The 17260-nt window shown below is 72.4% G+C and carries 15 protein-coding genes, 1 tRNA gene and 1 pseudogene; 12 read left to right on the top strand and 5 right to left on the bottom strand.

Annotation, left to right across the window (positions count from 1 at the left end; all coding sequences use genetic code 11):
* The first annotated feature begins 3 nt into the window (after positions 1–3).
* On the top strand, positions 4–435 hold the full coding sequence (locus tag IF28_RS0107215; RefSeq protein ID WP_037892724.1) for a hypothetical protein: 432 nt from the start codon (positions 4–6) through the stop codon (positions 433–435).
* Positions 436–463: 28 nt separating this feature from the next.
* Positions 464–976, top strand: a complete 513-nt coding sequence (locus tag IF28_RS0107210) for a DinB family protein (protein WP_030215627.1) — start codon at positions 464–466, stop codon at positions 974–976.
* Between the two features lie 17 nt (positions 977–993).
* On the opposite strand, the gene IF28_RS0107205 is transcribed toward IF28_RS0107210, so the two are convergent.
* The 3 genes from IF28_RS0107205 to IF28_RS0107195 all read right to left on the bottom strand — a co-directional run bounded on the left by IF28_RS0107205 (position 994) and on the right by IF28_RS0107195 (position 3657).
* A complete protein-coding gene (locus IF28_RS0107205; protein ID WP_030215624.1) occupies positions 994–1875 on the bottom strand; it encodes a GNAT family N-acetyltransferase in 882 nt (293 codons plus the stop codon).
* A 165-nt stretch (positions 1876–2040) separates the two neighbouring features.
* Positions 2041–2127, bottom strand: a tRNA-Ser gene (locus IF28_RS0107200).
* A gap of 63 nt (positions 2128–2190) precedes the next feature.
* Complete coding sequence (locus IF28_RS0107195) at positions 2191–3657, bottom strand: S1C family serine protease (RefSeq protein WP_030215621.1); 1467 nt, start codon at positions 3655–3657, stop codon at positions 2191–2193.
* A 288-nt stretch (positions 3658–3945) separates the two neighbouring features.
* Here IF28_RS0107195 and IF28_RS0107190 point away from each other — a divergent pair, with 288 nt between their 5' ends.
* From IF28_RS0107190 to IF28_RS0107175, 3 genes and pseudogenes are all read left to right on the top strand, one after another.
* Positions 3946–4776, top strand: a complete 831-nt coding sequence (locus IF28_RS0107190) for a glycerophosphodiester phosphodiesterase (protein WP_030215618.1) — start codon at positions 3946–3948, stop codon at positions 4774–4776.
* A 166-nt stretch (positions 4777–4942) separates the two neighbouring features.
* A pseudogene (locus tag IF28_RS0107180) lies at positions 4943–5589 on the top strand (ATP-binding protein).
* Positions 5590–5721: 132 nt separating this feature from the next.
* Positions 5722–6687: a DUF5926 family protein gene (locus tag IF28_RS0107175; protein ID WP_030215607.1), complete on the top strand. Its 966-nt coding sequence runs from the start codon at positions 5722–5724 to the stop codon at positions 6685–6687.
* A 441-nt stretch (positions 6688–7128) separates the two neighbouring features.
* On the opposite strand, the gene IF28_RS0107170 is transcribed toward IF28_RS0107175, so the two are convergent.
* A complete protein-coding gene (locus tag IF28_RS0107170; protein WP_030215604.1) occupies positions 7129–7794 on the bottom strand; it encodes a bifunctional DNA primase/polymerase in 666 nt (221 codons plus the stop codon).
* Positions 7795–8299: 505 nt separating this feature from the next.
* On the opposite strand from IF28_RS0107170, the gene IF28_RS0107165 reads away from it, so the two are divergent.
* Positions 8300–9811 carry a PP2C family protein-serine/threonine phosphatase gene (locus IF28_RS0107165; protein ID WP_078620916.1) on the top strand — a complete coding sequence of 504 codons (1512 nt, stop codon included), beginning with the start codon at positions 8300–8302 and terminating at the stop codon, positions 9809–9811.
* A gap of 101 nt (positions 9812–9912) precedes the next feature.
* Complete coding sequence (locus tag IF28_RS0107160) at positions 9913–11370, top strand: aminopeptidase P family protein (RefSeq protein WP_106982010.1); 1458 nt, start codon at positions 9913–9915, stop codon at positions 11368–11370.
* 96 nt (positions 11371–11466) lie between these two features.
* On the opposite strand, the gene IF28_RS0107155 is transcribed toward IF28_RS0107160, so the two are convergent.
* Entirely contained in the window at positions 11467–11919 is a 453-nt protein-coding gene (locus IF28_RS0107155; RefSeq protein ID WP_030215596.1) for an ATP-binding protein, read from the bottom strand.
* A gap of 220 nt (positions 11920–12139) precedes the next feature.
* Between IF28_RS0107155 and IF28_RS0107150 the strand changes: the two genes are divergently transcribed.
* From IF28_RS0107150 to IF28_RS0107130, 5 genes are all read left to right on the top strand, one after another.
* On the top strand, positions 12140–12934 hold the full coding sequence (locus IF28_RS0107150) for a hypothetical protein (RefSeq protein WP_030215595.1): 795 nt from the start codon (positions 12140–12142) through the stop codon (positions 12932–12934).
* 160 nt (positions 12935–13094) lie between these two features.
* Positions 13095–13847, top strand: coding sequence for a YcnI family protein (locus IF28_RS0107145; protein WP_030215594.1), 753 nt, complete (start codon positions 13095–13097; stop codon positions 13845–13847).
* Positions 13848–13940: 93 nt separating this feature from the next.
* Positions 13941–14597 (top strand): SCO family protein, encoded by a 657-nt coding sequence (locus IF28_RS0107140; protein ID WP_030215589.1) that lies wholly within the window; start codon positions 13941–13943, stop codon positions 14595–14597.
* Complete coding sequence (locus IF28_RS0107135) at positions 14594–15049, top strand: copper chaperone PCu(A)C (protein ID WP_030215587.1); 456 nt, start codon at positions 14594–14596, stop codon at positions 15047–15049. Before IF28_RS0107140 ends, IF28_RS0107135 begins: the two co-directional genes overlap by 4 nt.
* Before the next feature lie 13 nt (positions 15050–15062).
* A complete protein-coding gene (locus tag IF28_RS0107130) occupies positions 15063–17258 on the top strand; it encodes a copper resistance CopC/CopD family protein (RefSeq protein WP_030215585.1) in 2196 nt (731 codons plus the stop codon).
* Positions 17259–17260: the final 2 nt, after the last annotated feature.

Below are 17260 nucleotides of genomic sequence, written 5' to 3'. Positions count from 1 at the left end.
ACCATGGCACTCGCCCGCGTCGTCCTGGCCTCCGGCCGCACGGTCGACCTCTCCGCACTCCATATGTCGTCGACCTACGGCGGCCTGCTCGAGGGCTACCCCTGCAAGCCACTCAACGACCGGCGGATCGACGCGCTGGTGCGCATGGCCAACCGCTCCTTCCCGGGCCCCCAGGTCCATCTGATCCCGCCCCCGCGCGAGTACCCCGACCAGTACGCGGGCGCCTTCGGCCCGGTGGAGGTGCTGCCCTCCGTCGCCTGTGTGGGCAGCTTCCGCGCGGAGGCCCTCGACCCGTCCCACGACCGCGCCCTGTACCGCTCCCGCCTCACCGTCGTCTGGTTCCAGCCCGCCGCGTGCGTCCCCTCGGCCCACGACGCGGAACCCGGCCTCCTGGAAGTGGACTGGGACACCCTGGCGACGGACGAGGAACTCTGACCCCCCGCCGCCCCACAGAAGGTCCCTCATGCCCACCTCACTGCTGCGCTTCCAGTTCGACCTGACCTGGTCCCTGTTCGAGTACCACCTGGAACGCCTGGAACCGGACGACTTCCTGTGGGAGCCCACGCCCCACTGCTGGACCGTGCGCCGGTCACCCGACGGAGCCTGGGTCCCCGACTGGGCGGAGACCGAGCCCGACCCCGTGCCCGTGCCCACCATCGCCTGGATCACCTGGCACATCGGCTGGTGGTGGAGCGTGACGACGGCCCACGCGCGCGGACGCCTCCCCCGCGCGCGGACCGACGTCGTCTGGCCCGGCGAGGGCCCGGCGACGGTGGACTGGCTGCGCTCCCTGCGCGACGAATGGCTCACGGTGCTCGACGGCCTCACTGACGCGGAGCTGAGCACCACGGCGCCCTTCCCCTGGCCGGACGACCCGGCGCACACCAAGGCGCACATGGTCGCCTGGGTGAACGCCGAGCTGATGAAGAACGTGGCGGAGATCGGCCAGCTGCGCCTGCTGCGCGCGGCGTCCTGAAACCCCTCCGGCGATGCTCAGCGGGCCTCCGGCTCCGCGTACGCGAAGTCGTAGGTCCCCCAGTCGGCGAGGGTGCGGTAACCGAGCCGCTGGTAGAGAGCGTTGCTGGTGGGGTTGGACAGGTCCGCGAACAGCACGACGTCCCGCGCGCCGGCGGCCAGCGCGGCCCGGCTCACCTCGGCCGCCACGGCGGCCGCGTAGCCCCGGCCCCGCAGCCGGGCCGGGGTGTACACGATGTCCACCTGGATCTGTCCGCCGATCAGCGGGTTCATGCCCGCGACGGAGACGGGAGTGCCGTCCGGGGTCTCCCAGAGCGTGTACCGCTTGTCGGCGTACCGGGTGCTGCTCCACGTCCCGGCGTTCACGGTGACGTCCTCGCCGACGGCCTTGGCGAACTCTCCGCACCAGAACGCGGCTTCGTCGACATCCTCCTCGCCCAGCACACGGGCCCGCCCCGCCGGCAACGGGTCGGGCGGGGTGAGCGTGCCGAGCCGGTACAGCCGCAGTCGCAGGTCGCGGGCCTTCGACGTCGCACCGGTGTGCCGCCCCCAGGCCTCGGCGAACACGGCGGCGCTCCCGTGGTCCGCGCTGACGGCGGGCAGTTGGGGCAGCACCCCGGCCAGCCGGGCGGCGAGGCTGTCGGCCTGCCCGGCCGTCAGCGGGGTGACGCTCACCCCGCGCGGCGGCAGCCGATGGAACACGGCCCGCACCTCACCCGCCGACTCCAGCACCCCGAAGAGCGGAGTCCCGCCCCCGAACGCCGCCGGCCCCCGCGTACGCACCCTCTCGGCCCAGGTCAGCGCCATCACATGCATCCCGGGCCGCGAACGCAGAAACCCCCCGGCACGGTCGAGAAGTTCGCCAACGTCTTCGGTGAGACACCAGTCATCCACACGCATGCCTCATTCTGTCCCGGGCCCCGCCCGACATACCCCCGTCCCCCGAACCCTGCGTGCCCCTTACGGCCCGTCCGATCGGGAAACCCCCGGGAGCCGCAGGGTCCGGACATGAAAAACGGCCCCCGACCAATCCCAGGTCAGGGGCCGTTCTCACTACGCATCACGCGGAGGCGGTGGGATTTGAACCCACGGTGACATCGCTGCCACGACGGTTTTCAAGACCGTTCCCTTCGGCCGCTCGGGCACGCCTCCCCGCGCCTGCCGGCGAGCGGCGGCGCGGGACCAGAGTAACGGGTGCGGGGTGCGCGGGTGCGGTCAGCTGTCGCCCACGCGGGAGCCCAGGGTGAGTTCCGTGGTGCGCTCCTTGCCGTCGCGCTCGTAGGTGATCGTGACCTCGTCGCCCGGCTTGTGCGTCCAGATCTCGCCGATCAGGGTCGGGCCGGAGTCGATGACCCGGTCGTCGAGCTTGGTGATGACGTCGCCGGGCTGCAGGCCGGCCTTGTCGGCGGGGCCGCCCGGGTCCACCGGCTCGGAGCCGCCCGCACCCTGCTCGGTGATCTTCGCGCCGCCGGTCGAGTCCTCCAGGGAGACGGACGCGCCGATCTTGGCGTACACCGGCTTGCCCGTCTTGATCAGTTCCTGGGCGACGTACTTGGCCTGGTTGATCGGGATGGCGAAGCCCAGGCCGATCGAGCCGGCCTGTCCCGTGCCGAAGCCGCCGTTGCTGGTGGACTGGATCGCGGAGTTGATACCGATCACATTGCCCTTGGCGTCGAGCAACGGGCCGCCCGAGTTGCCCGGGTTGATCGACGCGTCGGTCTGCAGGGCGCTCATGTACGAGGCCTGGCTGCCGGAACCGTCACTGCTGGCGACCGGGCGGTTCTTCGCGCTGATGATGCCCGTCGTCACCGTGTTCGACAGGCCGAAGGGCGCGCCGATCGCGATCGTCGAGTCGCCGACCGCGACGTCGTCGGAGTTGCCGAGGGTGAGCGGCTTCAGGTCGGAGGGGGCGTTGTTCAGCTTGATGACCGCCACGTCGTAGCCCTGTGCGTGGCCGACCACCTCGGCGTCGTACTTCTTGCCGTTGGGGAAGGTCGCCGAGACCTTGCCGCCGTCGACGGCGTCCGCGACCACGTGGTTGTTGGTGACGATGTGGCCCTGGGTGTCGAAGACGAAACCGGTGCCGGTGCCGCCCTCGCCACTGCTGCTCTCGGCCTCGATCGTGACCGTGCTGGGCAGCGCCGTGGCGGCGACGCCGGCGACCGTGCCCGGATCACGCTTCACGTTGCCGCCGCTGGTGGACGCCGAGACGGTCGTCGAGCCGTCGGTGTCGTTCTCCTTGGCCAGCGTGTAGCCGAGACCGCCGCCCAGGCCGCCCGCGACCAGCGCGGCCACCAGGACCGCGGCGACCATTCGGCCGCGCCCGCCGCCGTTCTTCGGCGCCGGCTGCTGGTACGAGGAGCCCCAGCCGCCGCCCGCGCCGTGCCCGCCGCCGCCGTACGCCGGCGGCGGCCAGGGGGCGTCGGGGGACGAGGCGGGGGGAGGGGTGGGTTCCTGTCCGCCGTGCGTGCCGTGCGGGCGGCCCCAGCCGTGCTCACCCACCGGGGGCTGGGGAGCGGTGCCGTATCCGTGATCGGCGTTCTGCGCGGCGGGGCCCGGTTCCGGAGCCGCTCCCGGGGCCGGCTGCCCCTGGTACGCCGAAGCAGCGGGAGCATCCACCGGCGCGGGCGGCGGTGCCGACGGGGCCGGGGGTACCGCGGTGCCCTCGTTCTCGGTGCTCACAGCTTCTCTCCTCGGTCCACGGCTGTTGTTTTCGGGTCGCACTCGGTCACGCTCGTTCACGCCCGTCCACGAGCCGGCGCGATACAGCTGTGCATGTCTCTTTGTATGACGACAGCTTTTCCCATGGGCCGTCAGGGCACCATAAGCCGTTCCTGTGGGTCCGGGGCCATTCTTTATATAGGGCATTACTCACGTAAGGCACGCCACTCGATGCCTCCGACCGGACGGCGACACCGTTCACGCGACTCCGGGCGAACGTCCGCCCGCGCGCGATGGCACCATGACGCGGTGACCCACGCACGACAGCACCCGCCCCAGGTCGTCGCACATCGCGGAGCCTCCGAGGACGCCCCCGAGCACACGCTGGCCGCGTACCGCAAAGCGATCGAGGACGGTGCGGACGCGCTCGAATGCGATGTGCGTCTGACCGCCGACGGTCACCTCGTGTGCGTGCACGACCGTCGCGTCAACCGTACGTCCAACGGCCGCGGTGCCGTGTCGGCGCTCGAGCTCTCCGATCTGGCCGCCCTGGACTTCGGCTCCTGGAAGAGCCGCGACCCCGCCGGAGGGCCGCGCGTGGAGGAACCCGACTGGGAGCACCGCCCGGAGGACCGGGAGGCCACCTCCGTCCTCACCCTGGAGCGGCTGCTGGGGCTGGTCTCCGACGCCGGGCGCCGCGTCGAGCTGGCGATCGAGACGAAGCACCCCACGCGGTGGGCGGGTCAGGTCGAGGAGCGGCTGCTGCTCCTGCTCAAGCGGTTCGGCCTCGACGCGCCCGCCGCCGCGGAGGATTCCCCGGTGCGCGTGATGAGCTTCTCCGCGCGGTCGCTGCACCGCGTGCGCGCCGCCTCGCCGACGCTGCCCACGGTCCACCTGACGCAGTTCGTCACGCCGCGGCTGCGCGACGGGAGGCTGCCCGCCGGTGTGCGGATCGCGGGGCCCTCGATCCGGATCGTGCGCAGCCACCCCGCGTACATCGAGCGTCTCAAGCAGGCCGGCCACCAGGTGCACGTGTGGACCGTGAACGAGCCGGAGGACGTGGACCTCTGTGTGCGTCTCGGCGTGGACGCCCTCATCACCAACCGTCCCCGCGCGGTGCTCGATCAGCTCGGCCGCTGACCGCGCGGCGCACCACCCGTCCCGCCCGTCCCAGGCGTAGCGCGCACACGTCTTGACCCGGTGCCCGGAACCGGCGCATCCTCACATCTCGGCCACTGCGACGAAATCCAGCCACATGGCTACGGGGTGTGCTCCGGCGCGTTCGGTGCGTGTTCGGCCGTTTCGAGTGCGTCACCGGCCGGGGATCGGCCGGTTTCCGGTTCGGGCCCATGGGGCATCCACACCGTGGCGTGGGCGAAGGAGGTCTCGGGGGTGGCGTTGGTGGTGGCACAGGAGGTGCCCACGTCGTCGAGCATGGCCGTGCCCCATGGCCCTGCGGGCGTGGGGAAGGCAAGGCGCCGGATGCGTACGCAGCTGAGCGACGGCGGGGTGGCGGACTCGGTCATCGACGACGCCGTACTGATCCTGTCCGAGTTGCTGAGCAACGCGTGCAAGCACGGCCGGCCGCTCGGCGACGCCCTGGCCGGGGACGGGGACGTACGGGCCGCGTGGCGGGTGGATCCGCGCGGACGGCTCGTCGTCGAGGTCACGGACGGGGGCGGCCCGACCCGCCCGGCGCCGGCCACCCCGTCGGTCACGGCGCACGGCGGCCGGGGGCTGAACATCATCACGGCGCTGGCCGACGACTGGGGCGTACGCGACGAGGTGCCGGGCGAGGTCACGGTGTGGGTGGTCGTCCACGACGACGTGTACGACCCGGACGCCGGGGCCGCCGGGCGCCGGCGCGAGGACTTCGCCGCGCGCGTGACGGCTCCGTCCGTCTCCCGTATGCCCGGGCTGGACTTCGGGGACGTCTTCGACGACGTGGGCTGAGGGCGGGCCCCCGCTCCGGGGTCTTCGCCGTGTCCACAGGTCGGCACGTTGTCCACAGGTTCCGGTCGGCCGTGGCATGAACGGCTAGGCTCGCGCCCGTACGAGACGAGCCGTAACCGGGAGACACCCACGATGGCCAAGAAGCGACCCCAGACGAAGGCCAAGCGCCCGCAGCTCACGGACGGGCAGATCCCGGTCGTCGGCGCACGCGAGCCCTGCCCGTGCGGCAGCGGCCGCCGCTACAAGGCCTGCCACGGCCGTGAGGCCGCGCACGCGGTGACCGAGCTGGTGCACCGCCCGTTCGAGGGCCTGCCGGGCGAGTGCGACTGGGTGGCGCTGCGCGAGCTGGTGCCGGCCGCCACCGTCGAGCTGGCGCTCAAGGAGGACCTGCCCGAGGGCGTCCCGTCGGTCACGCTGGCCACGGTGCTGCCGATGGCCTGGCCCGCCCTGCGCCGTGACGACGGCTCGGTCCTGCTCGGCCTGCAGAACGACACCTCCTCCGGCGACATCAGCCGCGACCTCGCCGACACCCTGCAGCGCGCGCTCACCGCCGACCCGGGTACGCCGGTGCAGTCCCGGCGCGCCCCCGCCGACGGTGTCCGGCTGCAGGATCTGCTCGACCCCGAGGGCGCTTTCGAGCCGGTCGTGCACAGCGGCTTCGAGTTCTGGGTCCCGGACCCGGAGAACGCCACGCCGGATGTCACCGCCTCCCTGGAGCGGGCCAACGCCGCGGCCATCCCGACCGTGAAGCTGACGGGCGTGGACTCGGCGTACTGGTGCGAGACGCCCGAGAAGAACCATCTGCGGTGGGTCATGCCGTACCCCGAGGAGCAGCTTCTGGACGCTCTCGCGCGGCTGCACGCGGCGGGACGCTCCTCGCTCGGCGAGGGCACCCGTCTCGTGGGTTCCTTCCGCGCTCACGGCCTCACCGTGCCGGTGTGGGACCTGCCGAGCGCGGTCGGTGCCGAGGACGTGGAGAAGCCGGCGGCCGAGTTCGCCGAGCGGCTCGCCGCCGCGCTGGCCACGGACGCGCCGCTGACCGCCGACGAGCGCCGCGCGCGCGGCGGGCTGACGAACCGCCAGGTCACGCTCAGCTGAGGCGGAGGTCCGCGACGGGGTTCCGCCGGCTTGCCGGCCGGCGGAACCGGCCTGTCGCGCACCACCTGACCCATGCGTAACTCCCGTCGGGGACAAGCCAGTCGGTGACCGGAAACGCCGAGATCGAATTTGCGAACCGCCGATCTCTTGTTACCGTTCCCGTAGCCCGGTTGCTGGTGCATCCCCCGTCGCCAGCAACCGGGTCTTCGTGTACCACCCGCCGTTCACGGAACGCGGTCGACCGCCGACGGCCCGTCGTCATGAGCGAGTCGCCCCGGAGCACGGTGACGGCGAATTCCGGGGCCGCGCCCCGAGCCCCGCGCGCAGACGTGAACCCCGCCGGCGTCGACGGGGTTCAGCGGTTTGACGTCGGTACCGGGCGGGGGCGTACCGCCCCTGGACCGTGCCCCGGGGGCATACGCGTCGCGCGGGACGCGCGGCCTACAGCTCCGGCGCGCTCACGCCCGTACGGGTCAGGGCGTCGACCACGGCGTCCACCACCGCCTCCACGTCCGGCACCCACGGCGAGGCCGAGCCGGGCAGCGGCGCCCGCTCCCAGTGGATCCCGCCCTGCGCGGTCTGCGACGGAGGCAGCGCGATGTAGCCGCCCTCGCCGTGGAAACGGAGGGAGCCGGGGACGAAGTCCTTGGCGTACAGCAACTCACCCAGCTGTTCCATGGAGTACGGCCGCACCAGGATCGACCAGCGGGCCGGCGAGGCGACGACCGGCCCGAGCCGCATACCGCGCCGGTCGAGCGCGCCGAGGGCGCGGGCGGCCGCCGGCGCGGGCAGGGACACCGCGCAGGGCGCGTTGCCTCCGGTGGCCAGGACGATCGGCGCCGTCGGCCGGTTGCCCCACCACCAGCGCACCATGCGCGCGTCGGTCGTGGCGGCGAGGAGACCGGGGTCGAACGGGTGGGCACCCGGCACCGTGCACTCGGGGTCGGGGCAGGCGCAGCGGGACCGGTCCTGCGGGTCCACCGCCACGCCCGGGAGTACGGGCCACTGCCAGTCCGAGGCGAAGGTCAGGGCCGCGCCGATCAGATCGGGCCCTTCGTCGCCGCGCCGGGACAGGAGCCTGCGTCGCCTTCCGAGGATCTCGCGCATGAGCGCTCGTTCCTTTCCGTTGCACGCCTGGCAACACCGTGGGTCCAGATCACGTCATGTGTCGATCACTTCACTGTGCGTACCTGTTGGCGCATCACACCCCCGCGTCGGGCAGGGGGAACCCCTATGGGCCGAGCATGGGCTGCCTCCGCGGCCGTTCCACCCATACTGCGTGTATCAGAAGTACGGGCGTGGCGTGGGGGTGGCGAAGTCTGGCGTTTACCGTCGCGCGTGTTTCTCTCCGCCTCCGCCACGGGAGGATGGGGCACGGTCGTCGGTGGTTAAGACGCCCGGGTCCGTCGCCAGGTTCCCGAGCGGTTTCCAACCACCCCTGGCCTTCTCCGAGTACGTACCCATCACGACCGCTGTGACGCTCCGTCGAGCAAGGCCAGTCGACCGCAATAAGCCTCCCCCTGAGGCAGTTTCAAGCCAACTTCACATTTCGGCAAGAGGTGCGCCGGGAGTTCCCTTCAGTCTCACGGACACCAGGAATCCCAGCAGGACAATGCTGGACATCTCCTCACGAGTACGTGTACATGTGGAGACACTGCCGGCGACGCAGAATGACATGGGGGTTTGCGATGCTTTTGAGCAGTACGTACCGGTCGGAAAGCCGGACGCCATGAACGCCCCGCACCCTCCGAAAGTGGCCGGAATCGATTCAACGGTTCCCTCACCCGCACACACTGTCGCGCCCGTCGCGAGTACCTCTCCCGCCCCTGCGGCAAACCCCCAGCACGCGCCGGGCGCGCTGCTCCAGGACCGCCTCGCCGGCTGGGTCTCCGACCTCACGTCCCTGCACGAGCTCACCGAACGCCTGGCTCGCGCGGACACGCTCGACGAGGCGCTCCGGGAACTGCTCCGCGCGGGAGCCGCCCTGGTGGGCGCGCGGCGCGGCCTCGTCGCCCTGGAGCCCGCCGACGGTCTCGGCCCGGCCACCAGCGTCGGCCTCGGACTGGCCCGCGCGGATCTCGGCCACCTGGAGACGGTGCCGCGCGGCTCACTGCCGTACGGCAGGATCCTCGACGGACTGCCCGGTACCGACGACGGCGTCGCCGAGCCCGATCTGTTCGCCGAGAAGGGTCTCGACCCCCGGCACCGCGAGGTCGCCGCCCGCCTCGGTTACGCCGCCAGCTTCACCCTCCCCCTCACCGCCGAGGCCTCCGGGCGACTGGGCGCCGCGGTGTGGCTCTACGACGAGCCGGCCGAGCCGTCGGAGCGCCAGCGCCACCTCGTCGGCCTGTACGTCCGCCACGGCGCCGAGTACCTGGCACGACTCCTCGAACTCGAGCGCACACGTGTGCGCATGGCCACGATGGCCGAGGAGCTGCTGCCCTCCCGGCTGCCCCGGGTCCCGGGCGTCCAGCTCGCCGCGCGGCACCGCACGTCCCCGCGCGGGGGCGGCGACTGGTACGACGCGCTGCCGCTGCCGGACGCCGCACTCGGACTCACCGTGGGCTCCGTCACCGGGTCGGGTCCCAGCGCGGTCGCCGCGATGGGACGGCTGCGGGCGTCGCTGCGCGCGTACGCCGTGATGGAGGGCGAGGACCCCGTCGCCGTCCTGTCGGACCTGGAGCTGCTGCTCCGGCTCACCGAACCCGCCCGGTCGGCCACCGCCCTGTTCGGCTACTGCGAACCCGCGCTGCGCCGGATCACGCTGGCCGGCGCCGGGCACAGTCCGCCGCTGCTGCTCGGCGAGCGCCGCACCGAGTTCGTCGAGACGTCGGTCTCCGCCCCCCTGGGCATGCTCGCCTGCTGGGAGGCACCCAGTGTGGAGGTCCAGGCGGAGCCGGGGGAGACGGTGCTGATGTACACCGACGGGCTGCTGCACCGCACCGGCGACCCGACCGACCGCGCCTTCGCCCGGCTGCACGCGGCCGCGGCGGGGGTGCCCAAGGCCCTGCGCCACGACCCCGGCGCCGTCGCCGACCACGTCCTGCGCGCGGTGCTGTCCGACGGGGCGGACACGGCGGAGTCCAGGGAGGACGTCGTGCTGCTGGCGGCGCGGTTCGAGTAGCCGCGCCCGTCCCTCCGCGCCACCGGTCCGTACCCCGTTCGGCCGATTCCGTACGACCGTACGATGGGGGGTGGTCCAGTGCCGTACCTAGGAGGATGACCGTGGCGGAGGAGCTGCCGGAGACCCCGGAGACTGCCGAAGAGGAGCCCGTCAAGCAGCGCAAGAACGGCCTGTACCCGGGCGTGTCCGACGAGCTTGCCGAGAGCATGAAGAGCGGCTGGGCCGACACCGAGCTGCACGACCTGCGGCCGATCCCCCAGGCCGCCGAGACCGCCGCCCGCCGCGCGGCGCTCTCCGCCCGCTTCCCGGGCGAGCGTCTGGTCGTCCCCGCGGGCAACCTGAAGACGCGGTCGAACGACACGGAGTACGCCTTCCGCGCGTCCGTCGAGTACGCGTACCTCACCGGCAACCAGACCGAGGACGGCGTCCTCGTCCTGGAGCCCACGGCCGGCGGCCACAAGGAGACGATCTACCTCCTGCCCCGCTCCGACCGTGAGAACGGCGAGTTCTGGCTGGACGGGCAGGGCGAGCTGTGGGTCGGCCGCCGGCACTCCCTCACCGAGGCGGAGCAGCTCTACGGCATCCCCGCCTCCGACGTCCGCGAGCTGACCGGCGCGCTGCGCGAGGCCACCGGGCCGGTGCGGGTCGTGCGCGGGTACGACGCCGGCGTCGAGGCGGCGCTGACGGACAAGGTCACCGCCGAGCGCGACGAGGAGCTGCGGGTCTTCCTCTCCGAGGCGCGACTGGTCAAGGACGGCTTCGAGATCGGCGAGCTGCAGAAGGCCGTCGACTCCACCGTGCGCGGCTTCGAGGACGTCGTGAAGGTCCTCGACAAGGCCGAGGCCACCTCCGAGCGCTACATCGAGGGAACGTTCTTCCTGCGCGCCCGCGTGGAGGGCAACGACGTCGGCTACGGCTCCATCTGCGCCGCCGGCCCGCACGCGTGCACGCTGCACTGGGTGCGCAACGACGGACCGGTCCGCTCCGGCGACCTGCTGCTCCTCGACGCCGGCGTGGAGACGCACACGTACTACACCGCCGACGTCACGCGCACGCTGCCGATCAGCGGCGCGTACAGCGAGCTGCAGAAGAAGATCTACGACGCCGTGTACGACGCCCAGGAGGCCGGTATCGCGGCGGTGAAGCCCGGCGCCAAGTACCGCGACTTCCACGACGCCGCCCAGCGCGTGCTGGCCGAGCGGCTCGTCGAGTGGGGCCTGGTCGAAGGCCCGGTGGAGCGGGTGCTGGAGCTCGGCCTGCAGCGTCGCTGGACGCTGCACGGCACCGGTCACATGCTCGGCATGGACGTCCACGACTGCGCCGCCGCGCGGACCGAGACGTACGTCGACGGCACGCTGGAGCCCGGCATGGTGCTCACCGTCGAGCCCGGCCTGTACTTCCAGGCCGACGATCTGACCGTGCCCGAGGAGTACCGGGGCATCGGCGTCCGCATCGAGGACGACATCCTGGTGACCGCGGACGGCAACCGGAACCTGTCCGACGGGCTGCCCCGGCGGTCGGACGAGGTCGAGGCGTGGATGGCGGGCCTCAAGGGCTGACGCGCGGGGACGCCGTCGCGCGGGGACGCCGACGCGCGGGGACGCCGACGCGCGGGGACACGGAGGCCGGGTGCACGCGTGTGTGCCCGGCCTTCGCTACACCGCGACGAGCGGGGCGTCCTCGCGCCACTTGAGGATCTTGTCGAAGCTGACCACCGTGCCGCCCCGGCCCGGCTTGTTGCCGATGTGGACGTGGTCGGCGAGCTCCTGGATGAGACCCAGACCCCGCCCGTGCTCCGCGTCGGCCGGCGCCTGCCGGGGGCGGCTCCCGGTCGCGCCGGGAAAGCCGGGACCGGTGTCGGCGACCTCGATGCGGCACTTCTCGCCGTCGAGGTAGGCGGTCACCCGGTACGCCTCCGACACGGCGCCCCGCGCGGTGTCCCCGCCGTGCTCCACGGCGTTCGCGCAGGCCTCGCTGAGGGCGACGGAGAGGTCGTAGGAGATGTCCGGGTCGACGCCCGCGGTCTCCATGGTGCCGAGCAGCAGGCGCCGGGCGAGCGGCACGCTGGCGGCATCGCGGCGCAGATGGAGTGACCACCAGATGCTCATGCTCCAGCCTCCTGGCTGCGGCTCGACATACCGTTACGTATTGCCCTGAGTGCCCGTCGGTAAGCGTGCAGTTGACGTGACACCGCCCATATGGCGGGTGTGTCGTGCGGCCGATCGGTGTATGTGGGGCGCCCTGTGGCAGATGTGATCTTCCGGTCGTACCTCATCTTGCGGACCTGCCGTACGACGACCGGTGGACCGGTGCGATGATGAGCGCGCCATGACTGCCCCCCACCCGCGCACGGCGCGCTCCGGACACGAAGTCCGGATCCTGCGGGCCGCGGTGTTCGCCGCGGTCTGCGTCGTGCTGGCCGGGGCGGGCCACACCGTCGCCTCCTGCGCCGCCGTCCCCCTGTGGACACTGGGCGCGGGGTTCCTCGGGACCGTCGCGGTCGCGGTGCCGCTCGCCGGACGGGCGAGATCGCTGCCGGGGATCGCGGCGCTGCTGGCGGGCGGTCAGACGGCCCTGCACATGCTTTTCGGCCTGGGGCAGCACGGTGTGCCCGCCCCGGGTCCGTCGTCCGCGCTCTCCGACGCGGCGCTGGTCGAACGGGCCGCGCGGCTGCTGTGCGGCCCCGGCGCGGCGACGATCAGCCCGGCCGAGGCCGAACGTGTCCTCGCCGACGCGCGGATCCACCACGCCGGGGCCGCCCACGCGGAGACCGCCGCGGTCGCCCCGGCGTCACTGCTGCCGTCGCTGCCGATGCTGCTCGGCCACGTCCTCGCCGCGGTCGCCGCGGGATGGCTGCTGCGCCGCGGTGATCTGGCGCTGCTGCGGCTGACCGAACTGTCGGCGCACGGCGTCGCCGAGGGCGCCCTCGTACGGTCGCTCCGCGCGGCGCTCACCCTGGTACGTACCCTGCGCGCCGGGCTCCCGGGAGCACCGGAAGGGGCCCCGCGCATGCCGCGCACCGCGCTGCTCGCACCGCCCCTGCCCCGTACCCCCGCACTCCAGCACACGGTGATCCGCCGGGGCCCGCCGGCCTCCGGCACCGCACTCGCTCTCGCCGCCTGACGCGCCGCTCCGGGTTCCACCACGGAGAGGGCGCCGGTGCGCGGCACGCGCGTGCGGCCTTCTCCGTGTGCTCCCGGCCGTGCTCCATGGAGGCCGTCCGGCGGCACACGTGGCACATCCCTCACCGTCAAAAACCTCATCGAAGCGGAGTGCTTCTGCCATGAAGGCTTCCCGTATCGCCGCCGCCGCTGCCGTCGCCGGTGTCGCCGTTCTCACCGTGTCCACCCCCTCCTTCGCGCATGTGAGCGTGCAGCCGGAGGGCACGGCCGCCAAGGGCGGCTACGCGGTCGTCGACTTCAAGGTCCCCAATGAGCGGGACAACGCCTCGACGACCAAGCTCGAGATCACGTTCCCCACGGACCACCCGCTGGCGTCCGTGATGCCGCAGCCGGTCGACGGCTGGGACGCCAAGGTCACCAAGTCCAAGCTGGACAAGCCGCTCGAGATGCACGGCAAGAAGATCGACGAGGCGGTCTCCAAGGTCACCTGGACCGCCAAGGGCGACGGCATCGAGCCCGGCTTCTTCCAGAAGTTCCCGGTCTCCGTCGGCACGCTGCCCGAGGACGCCGACGAACTCGTCTTCAAGGCCCTGCAGACGTACTCCAACAAGGAGGTCGTCCGCTGGATCGAGGTGCCGCAGGAGGGCCAGGAGGAGCCGGAGCACCCGGCGCCCGTGCTGGCCCTGTCCGAGGCCACCGAGGACGGTCACTCGCACGGCGCCGCGGCCGACAAGGACGCGGAGGACACCGCGGGCGCCGAGAACGCCTCGGCCAAGACCTCCGCCTCCGCCGACGAGGGCGACTCCGGCGGTACGGACACCACCGCCCGCGTCCTGGGCGTCGTCGGCATCGTGGTCGGTGCCGCGGGCGTCGCCTACGGCGTACTCGCCGGCCGTCGGCGCACCACCGCCTGACATTCTTCTCCGCTCGACGGCGCGCACCGGGGCGCTCACGGCCCCGTGGCCGGTTCCGGTGCGCGCCGGAGCACTCACCTCTCAGGACCCTTCATGCGCAACAAGACCTTCGCGGCGGCGGCCCTGTTCGCCGTCGCCTCCCTCACTCTCTCGGCCTGCGGCAGCGGGAACGGCGACAGCGGCACGCCCGTCGCCGTGGTGTCCGAGGAGGCCGGCTCCCAGAAGGCGGCCACCGTCCTCGACAAGCCGTTCGAGAAGCCCGACCTCGTGCTCACCGACACCCAGGGCAAGAAGTACGACCTCCGTGCGGAGACCGCGGGGCGGCCCACGCTGATCTACTTCGGCTACACGCACTGCCCCGACGTCTGCCCGCTGACGATGAACAACCTCGCCGTGGCGAAGAAGCAGCTGTCCAAGGACCAGCAGGACGCACTGCGGATCGTGTTCGTCACCACCGACCCGGAACGCGACACCTCCGCCGCCCTGGGCACCTGGCTCAAGGGCATCGACTCCCAGGTCGTCGGTCTGACCGGCGACTTCGACACCATCCAGGCCGGGGCGCGCACCCTCGGCATCTCCATCGACCCGCCGCGCGAGGACGACAACGGCAAGACCGTCTCCGACCACGGCACCCAGGTCATCGCCTTCTCGCCGAAGACCGACGGCGGTTACGTCCTCTACGGCGAGGACGCCACCGTCGACGACTACACCAAGGACCTCCCCAAGCTCATCAAGGGTGAGAACCCGTGAGGCGCCCGGCACTCGCGGCCCTCGTCGCCGCCGGGGCGCTCGCCCTGGCCGGCTGCGGCGGCTCCGACTCCGGCGGCGGCGAGGCGGCGTTGTCCGTCGGCGCCGCGTACATGCCGCAGCCGGTGTCCGACATGGCCGCCGGTTTCCTCACTATCAGCAACGACGGCGACACCGCGGACCGGCTCACCTCGGTCAGCAGCGACGCCGCCGGCCAGGTGACCGTGCACCGCACCGTCGACGGGGCCATGCAGGAGGCCGAGTCCCTCGACATCCCGGCGCACGGCAGCCTGGTGCTGGAGAGCGGCGGAAACCATCTGATGTTCGAGCAGCTGAAGCGGAAGCCCGAGGAAGGCCAGAAGGTCTCCGTCGAGCTGACCTTCGACCGGTCCGACCCCGTCACGGTCGAGATCCCGGTCAAGTCGGCCACCTATTCCCCGAAGACCGGACACTGAGGGAGACACCCCTGTGACCCAGACCATCGCCCCCCGCGTGCGGACCCTGGTGCTGCTGCTCCTGGCCGTCACCGGCGCGCTCCTCGCCGGAGCCGCTCCCGCCTCCGCGCACGCCGCGCTGACCGGCAGCGACCCCGGGCAGGGGGCGGTGGTCGACACGGCGCCCGCCCAGATCTCGCTCACCTTCTCCGAGCAGATCGCGGTGAGCGACGACGCCGTGCGCGTCCTCGACCCCAAGGGCAAGCGGATCGACAGGGGCGAGCCGGCCAACCCCAGCGGCACGACATACACCGTGCGACTGCTCAGCGGGCTGCCCGACGGCACGTACACCGTCGCGTACCAGGTGGTCTCCGCGGACAGCCATCCCGTCGCCGGTGCCTTCACCTTCTCCATCGGCGCCCCCTCCGAGACCACCGTCTCGGTCTCCGCGCAGGCCTCCGACGACGGTCTGATCGGCTGGCTCTACGGCTTCGGCCGCTACGTGTCCTACGCCGGCTTCGTCGTCATGGCCGGCGGGGCCGCCTTCGTGCTCGCCTGCTGGGGGCGCGGCGCCGGTGTGCGGGCGGTCCAGCGGCTGGTCGTCTCCGGATGGCTCGCACTCACCGGCGCCACACTCGCGCTGCTGCTCCTGCGCGGCTCCTACACCACCTCCGGGGCGGTCGGCGACGTCTTCGACCTGTCGCTGCTCGGGGACGTGCTCCAGACGAAGACCGGTGCGGCACTGGTGTCCCGGCTGCTGCTGCTCGCCGCCGCGGCCCTGTTCATCGCCGTGCTGTTCGGCGCCTACGACAAGCGGGAGGACGAGGAGAAGCGGGACCTGACCTTCGGGCTGGCGATCGGCGGAACGGTCGTGGCGGCCGGGATCGCCGCGAGCTGGGCCATGTCGGAACACGCCTCCCAGGGGCTCCAGCCGGGTATCGCCATGCCCGTCGACGTGCTCCACCTGCTCGCCGTCGCCGCCTGGCTCGGCGGACTCACCACCCTGATCGTCGCCCTCTACCGGGCGCCCGCCGACACCCCGGTCGGCCAGGACACCGTCCAGCGGTTCTCGCGGCTCGCCTTCGGCAGCGTGGTGACACTGGTCGTCACCGGTGTCTACCAGAGCTGGCGTCAGCTCGGCTCCTGGTCGGCCTTCACCGACACCCGGTACGGGCAGCTGTTGCTTGCCAAGATCGTCCTGGTGGCGCTCATGGTCGCGGCCGCCTCCGTCTCCCGCCGCTGGACCGCACGGCTGGCGGCGGGGACGGTGGCGGTGGCGGATCGCGGCCGGGAAAAGAAGCAGCCGGTGGCGGCAGGCAAGGCTGCCGGGGCCGAGGCCGACCCGACTGTCGGGGCCGGGTCTTCCGGTGCCGGCAAGGGCCGCTCGGGAAGTGCCGGAGCCGGGGAGGCCGGCTCCGGGACGGCCGGCTCCCAGACGGCCGACCCGGGCTCGGACGAGGCCGACTCCGGTACCGCCGGCGTCAAAGAGACCGGGTCCGAAAAGGGCGACCCCGTGACCATCAGGTCCGGGAAGGGCCGCTCCGGGACTGCCGGGACCGCGGAGGCCGAGTCCGGGGCCGTCAGGTCCGGCAAGGGTGACCCCGGAGCTTCCGGGACCGCCGGGGCCGGCGAAGGCGACGGCACCCGCGCCGCCCAGCTCGCGCGGCAGCGGGCCGCGGTGGAGAGCGCCCGGCAGAAGCGGCTGCGGGACGCCGACCCCGACCGCTTCGGACTGCGCCGCTCCGTACTCGCGGAAGCGGGCATAGCCGTGGTCCTGCTCGCCGTCACCACCGTACTGACCCAGACGGAGCCCGGACGTACGGAGCAGGACGCCAAGGCGGCCACCTCCTCGTCGTCCTCCTCGACCCCCTCGACGGGCCAGGGCACCGGCGCGGTGACGCTGAACATGTCCTTCGACACCGGTGGCGAGAAGGGCAAGGGCGTCGTCACGGTCGACCTCGACCCCGCCCGGGTCGGCGACAACACCATGCACGTCTATGTGGAGGGCACGGACGGCCGGCCCTTCGACGTCCCCGAGGTGAAGATCGCCCTCACCCTCGACGCCAAGGACATCGGGCCGCTGCCCGTGGCCCCCGACCGCATCACCACCGGACACTGGTCCGCGAGCGGCGTACAGATCCCCATGACGGGCGACTGGAAGGTCGAGGTGACCGTGCGGACCTCCGACATCGACCAGGTGACCGTCTCGAAGAACGCGAAGATCGGCTGAAC

Origin of the sequence: Streptomyces sp. NRRL WC-3626 (assembly GCF_000718785.1) — a bacterium.
Lineage (GTDB): Bacteria > Actinomycetota > Actinomycetes > Streptomycetales > Streptomycetaceae > Streptomyces > Streptomyces edwardsiae.
The sequence above is the reverse complement of the archived record's forward strand: the minus strand, read 5'-3'. Positions and strand labels throughout refer to the sequence as shown.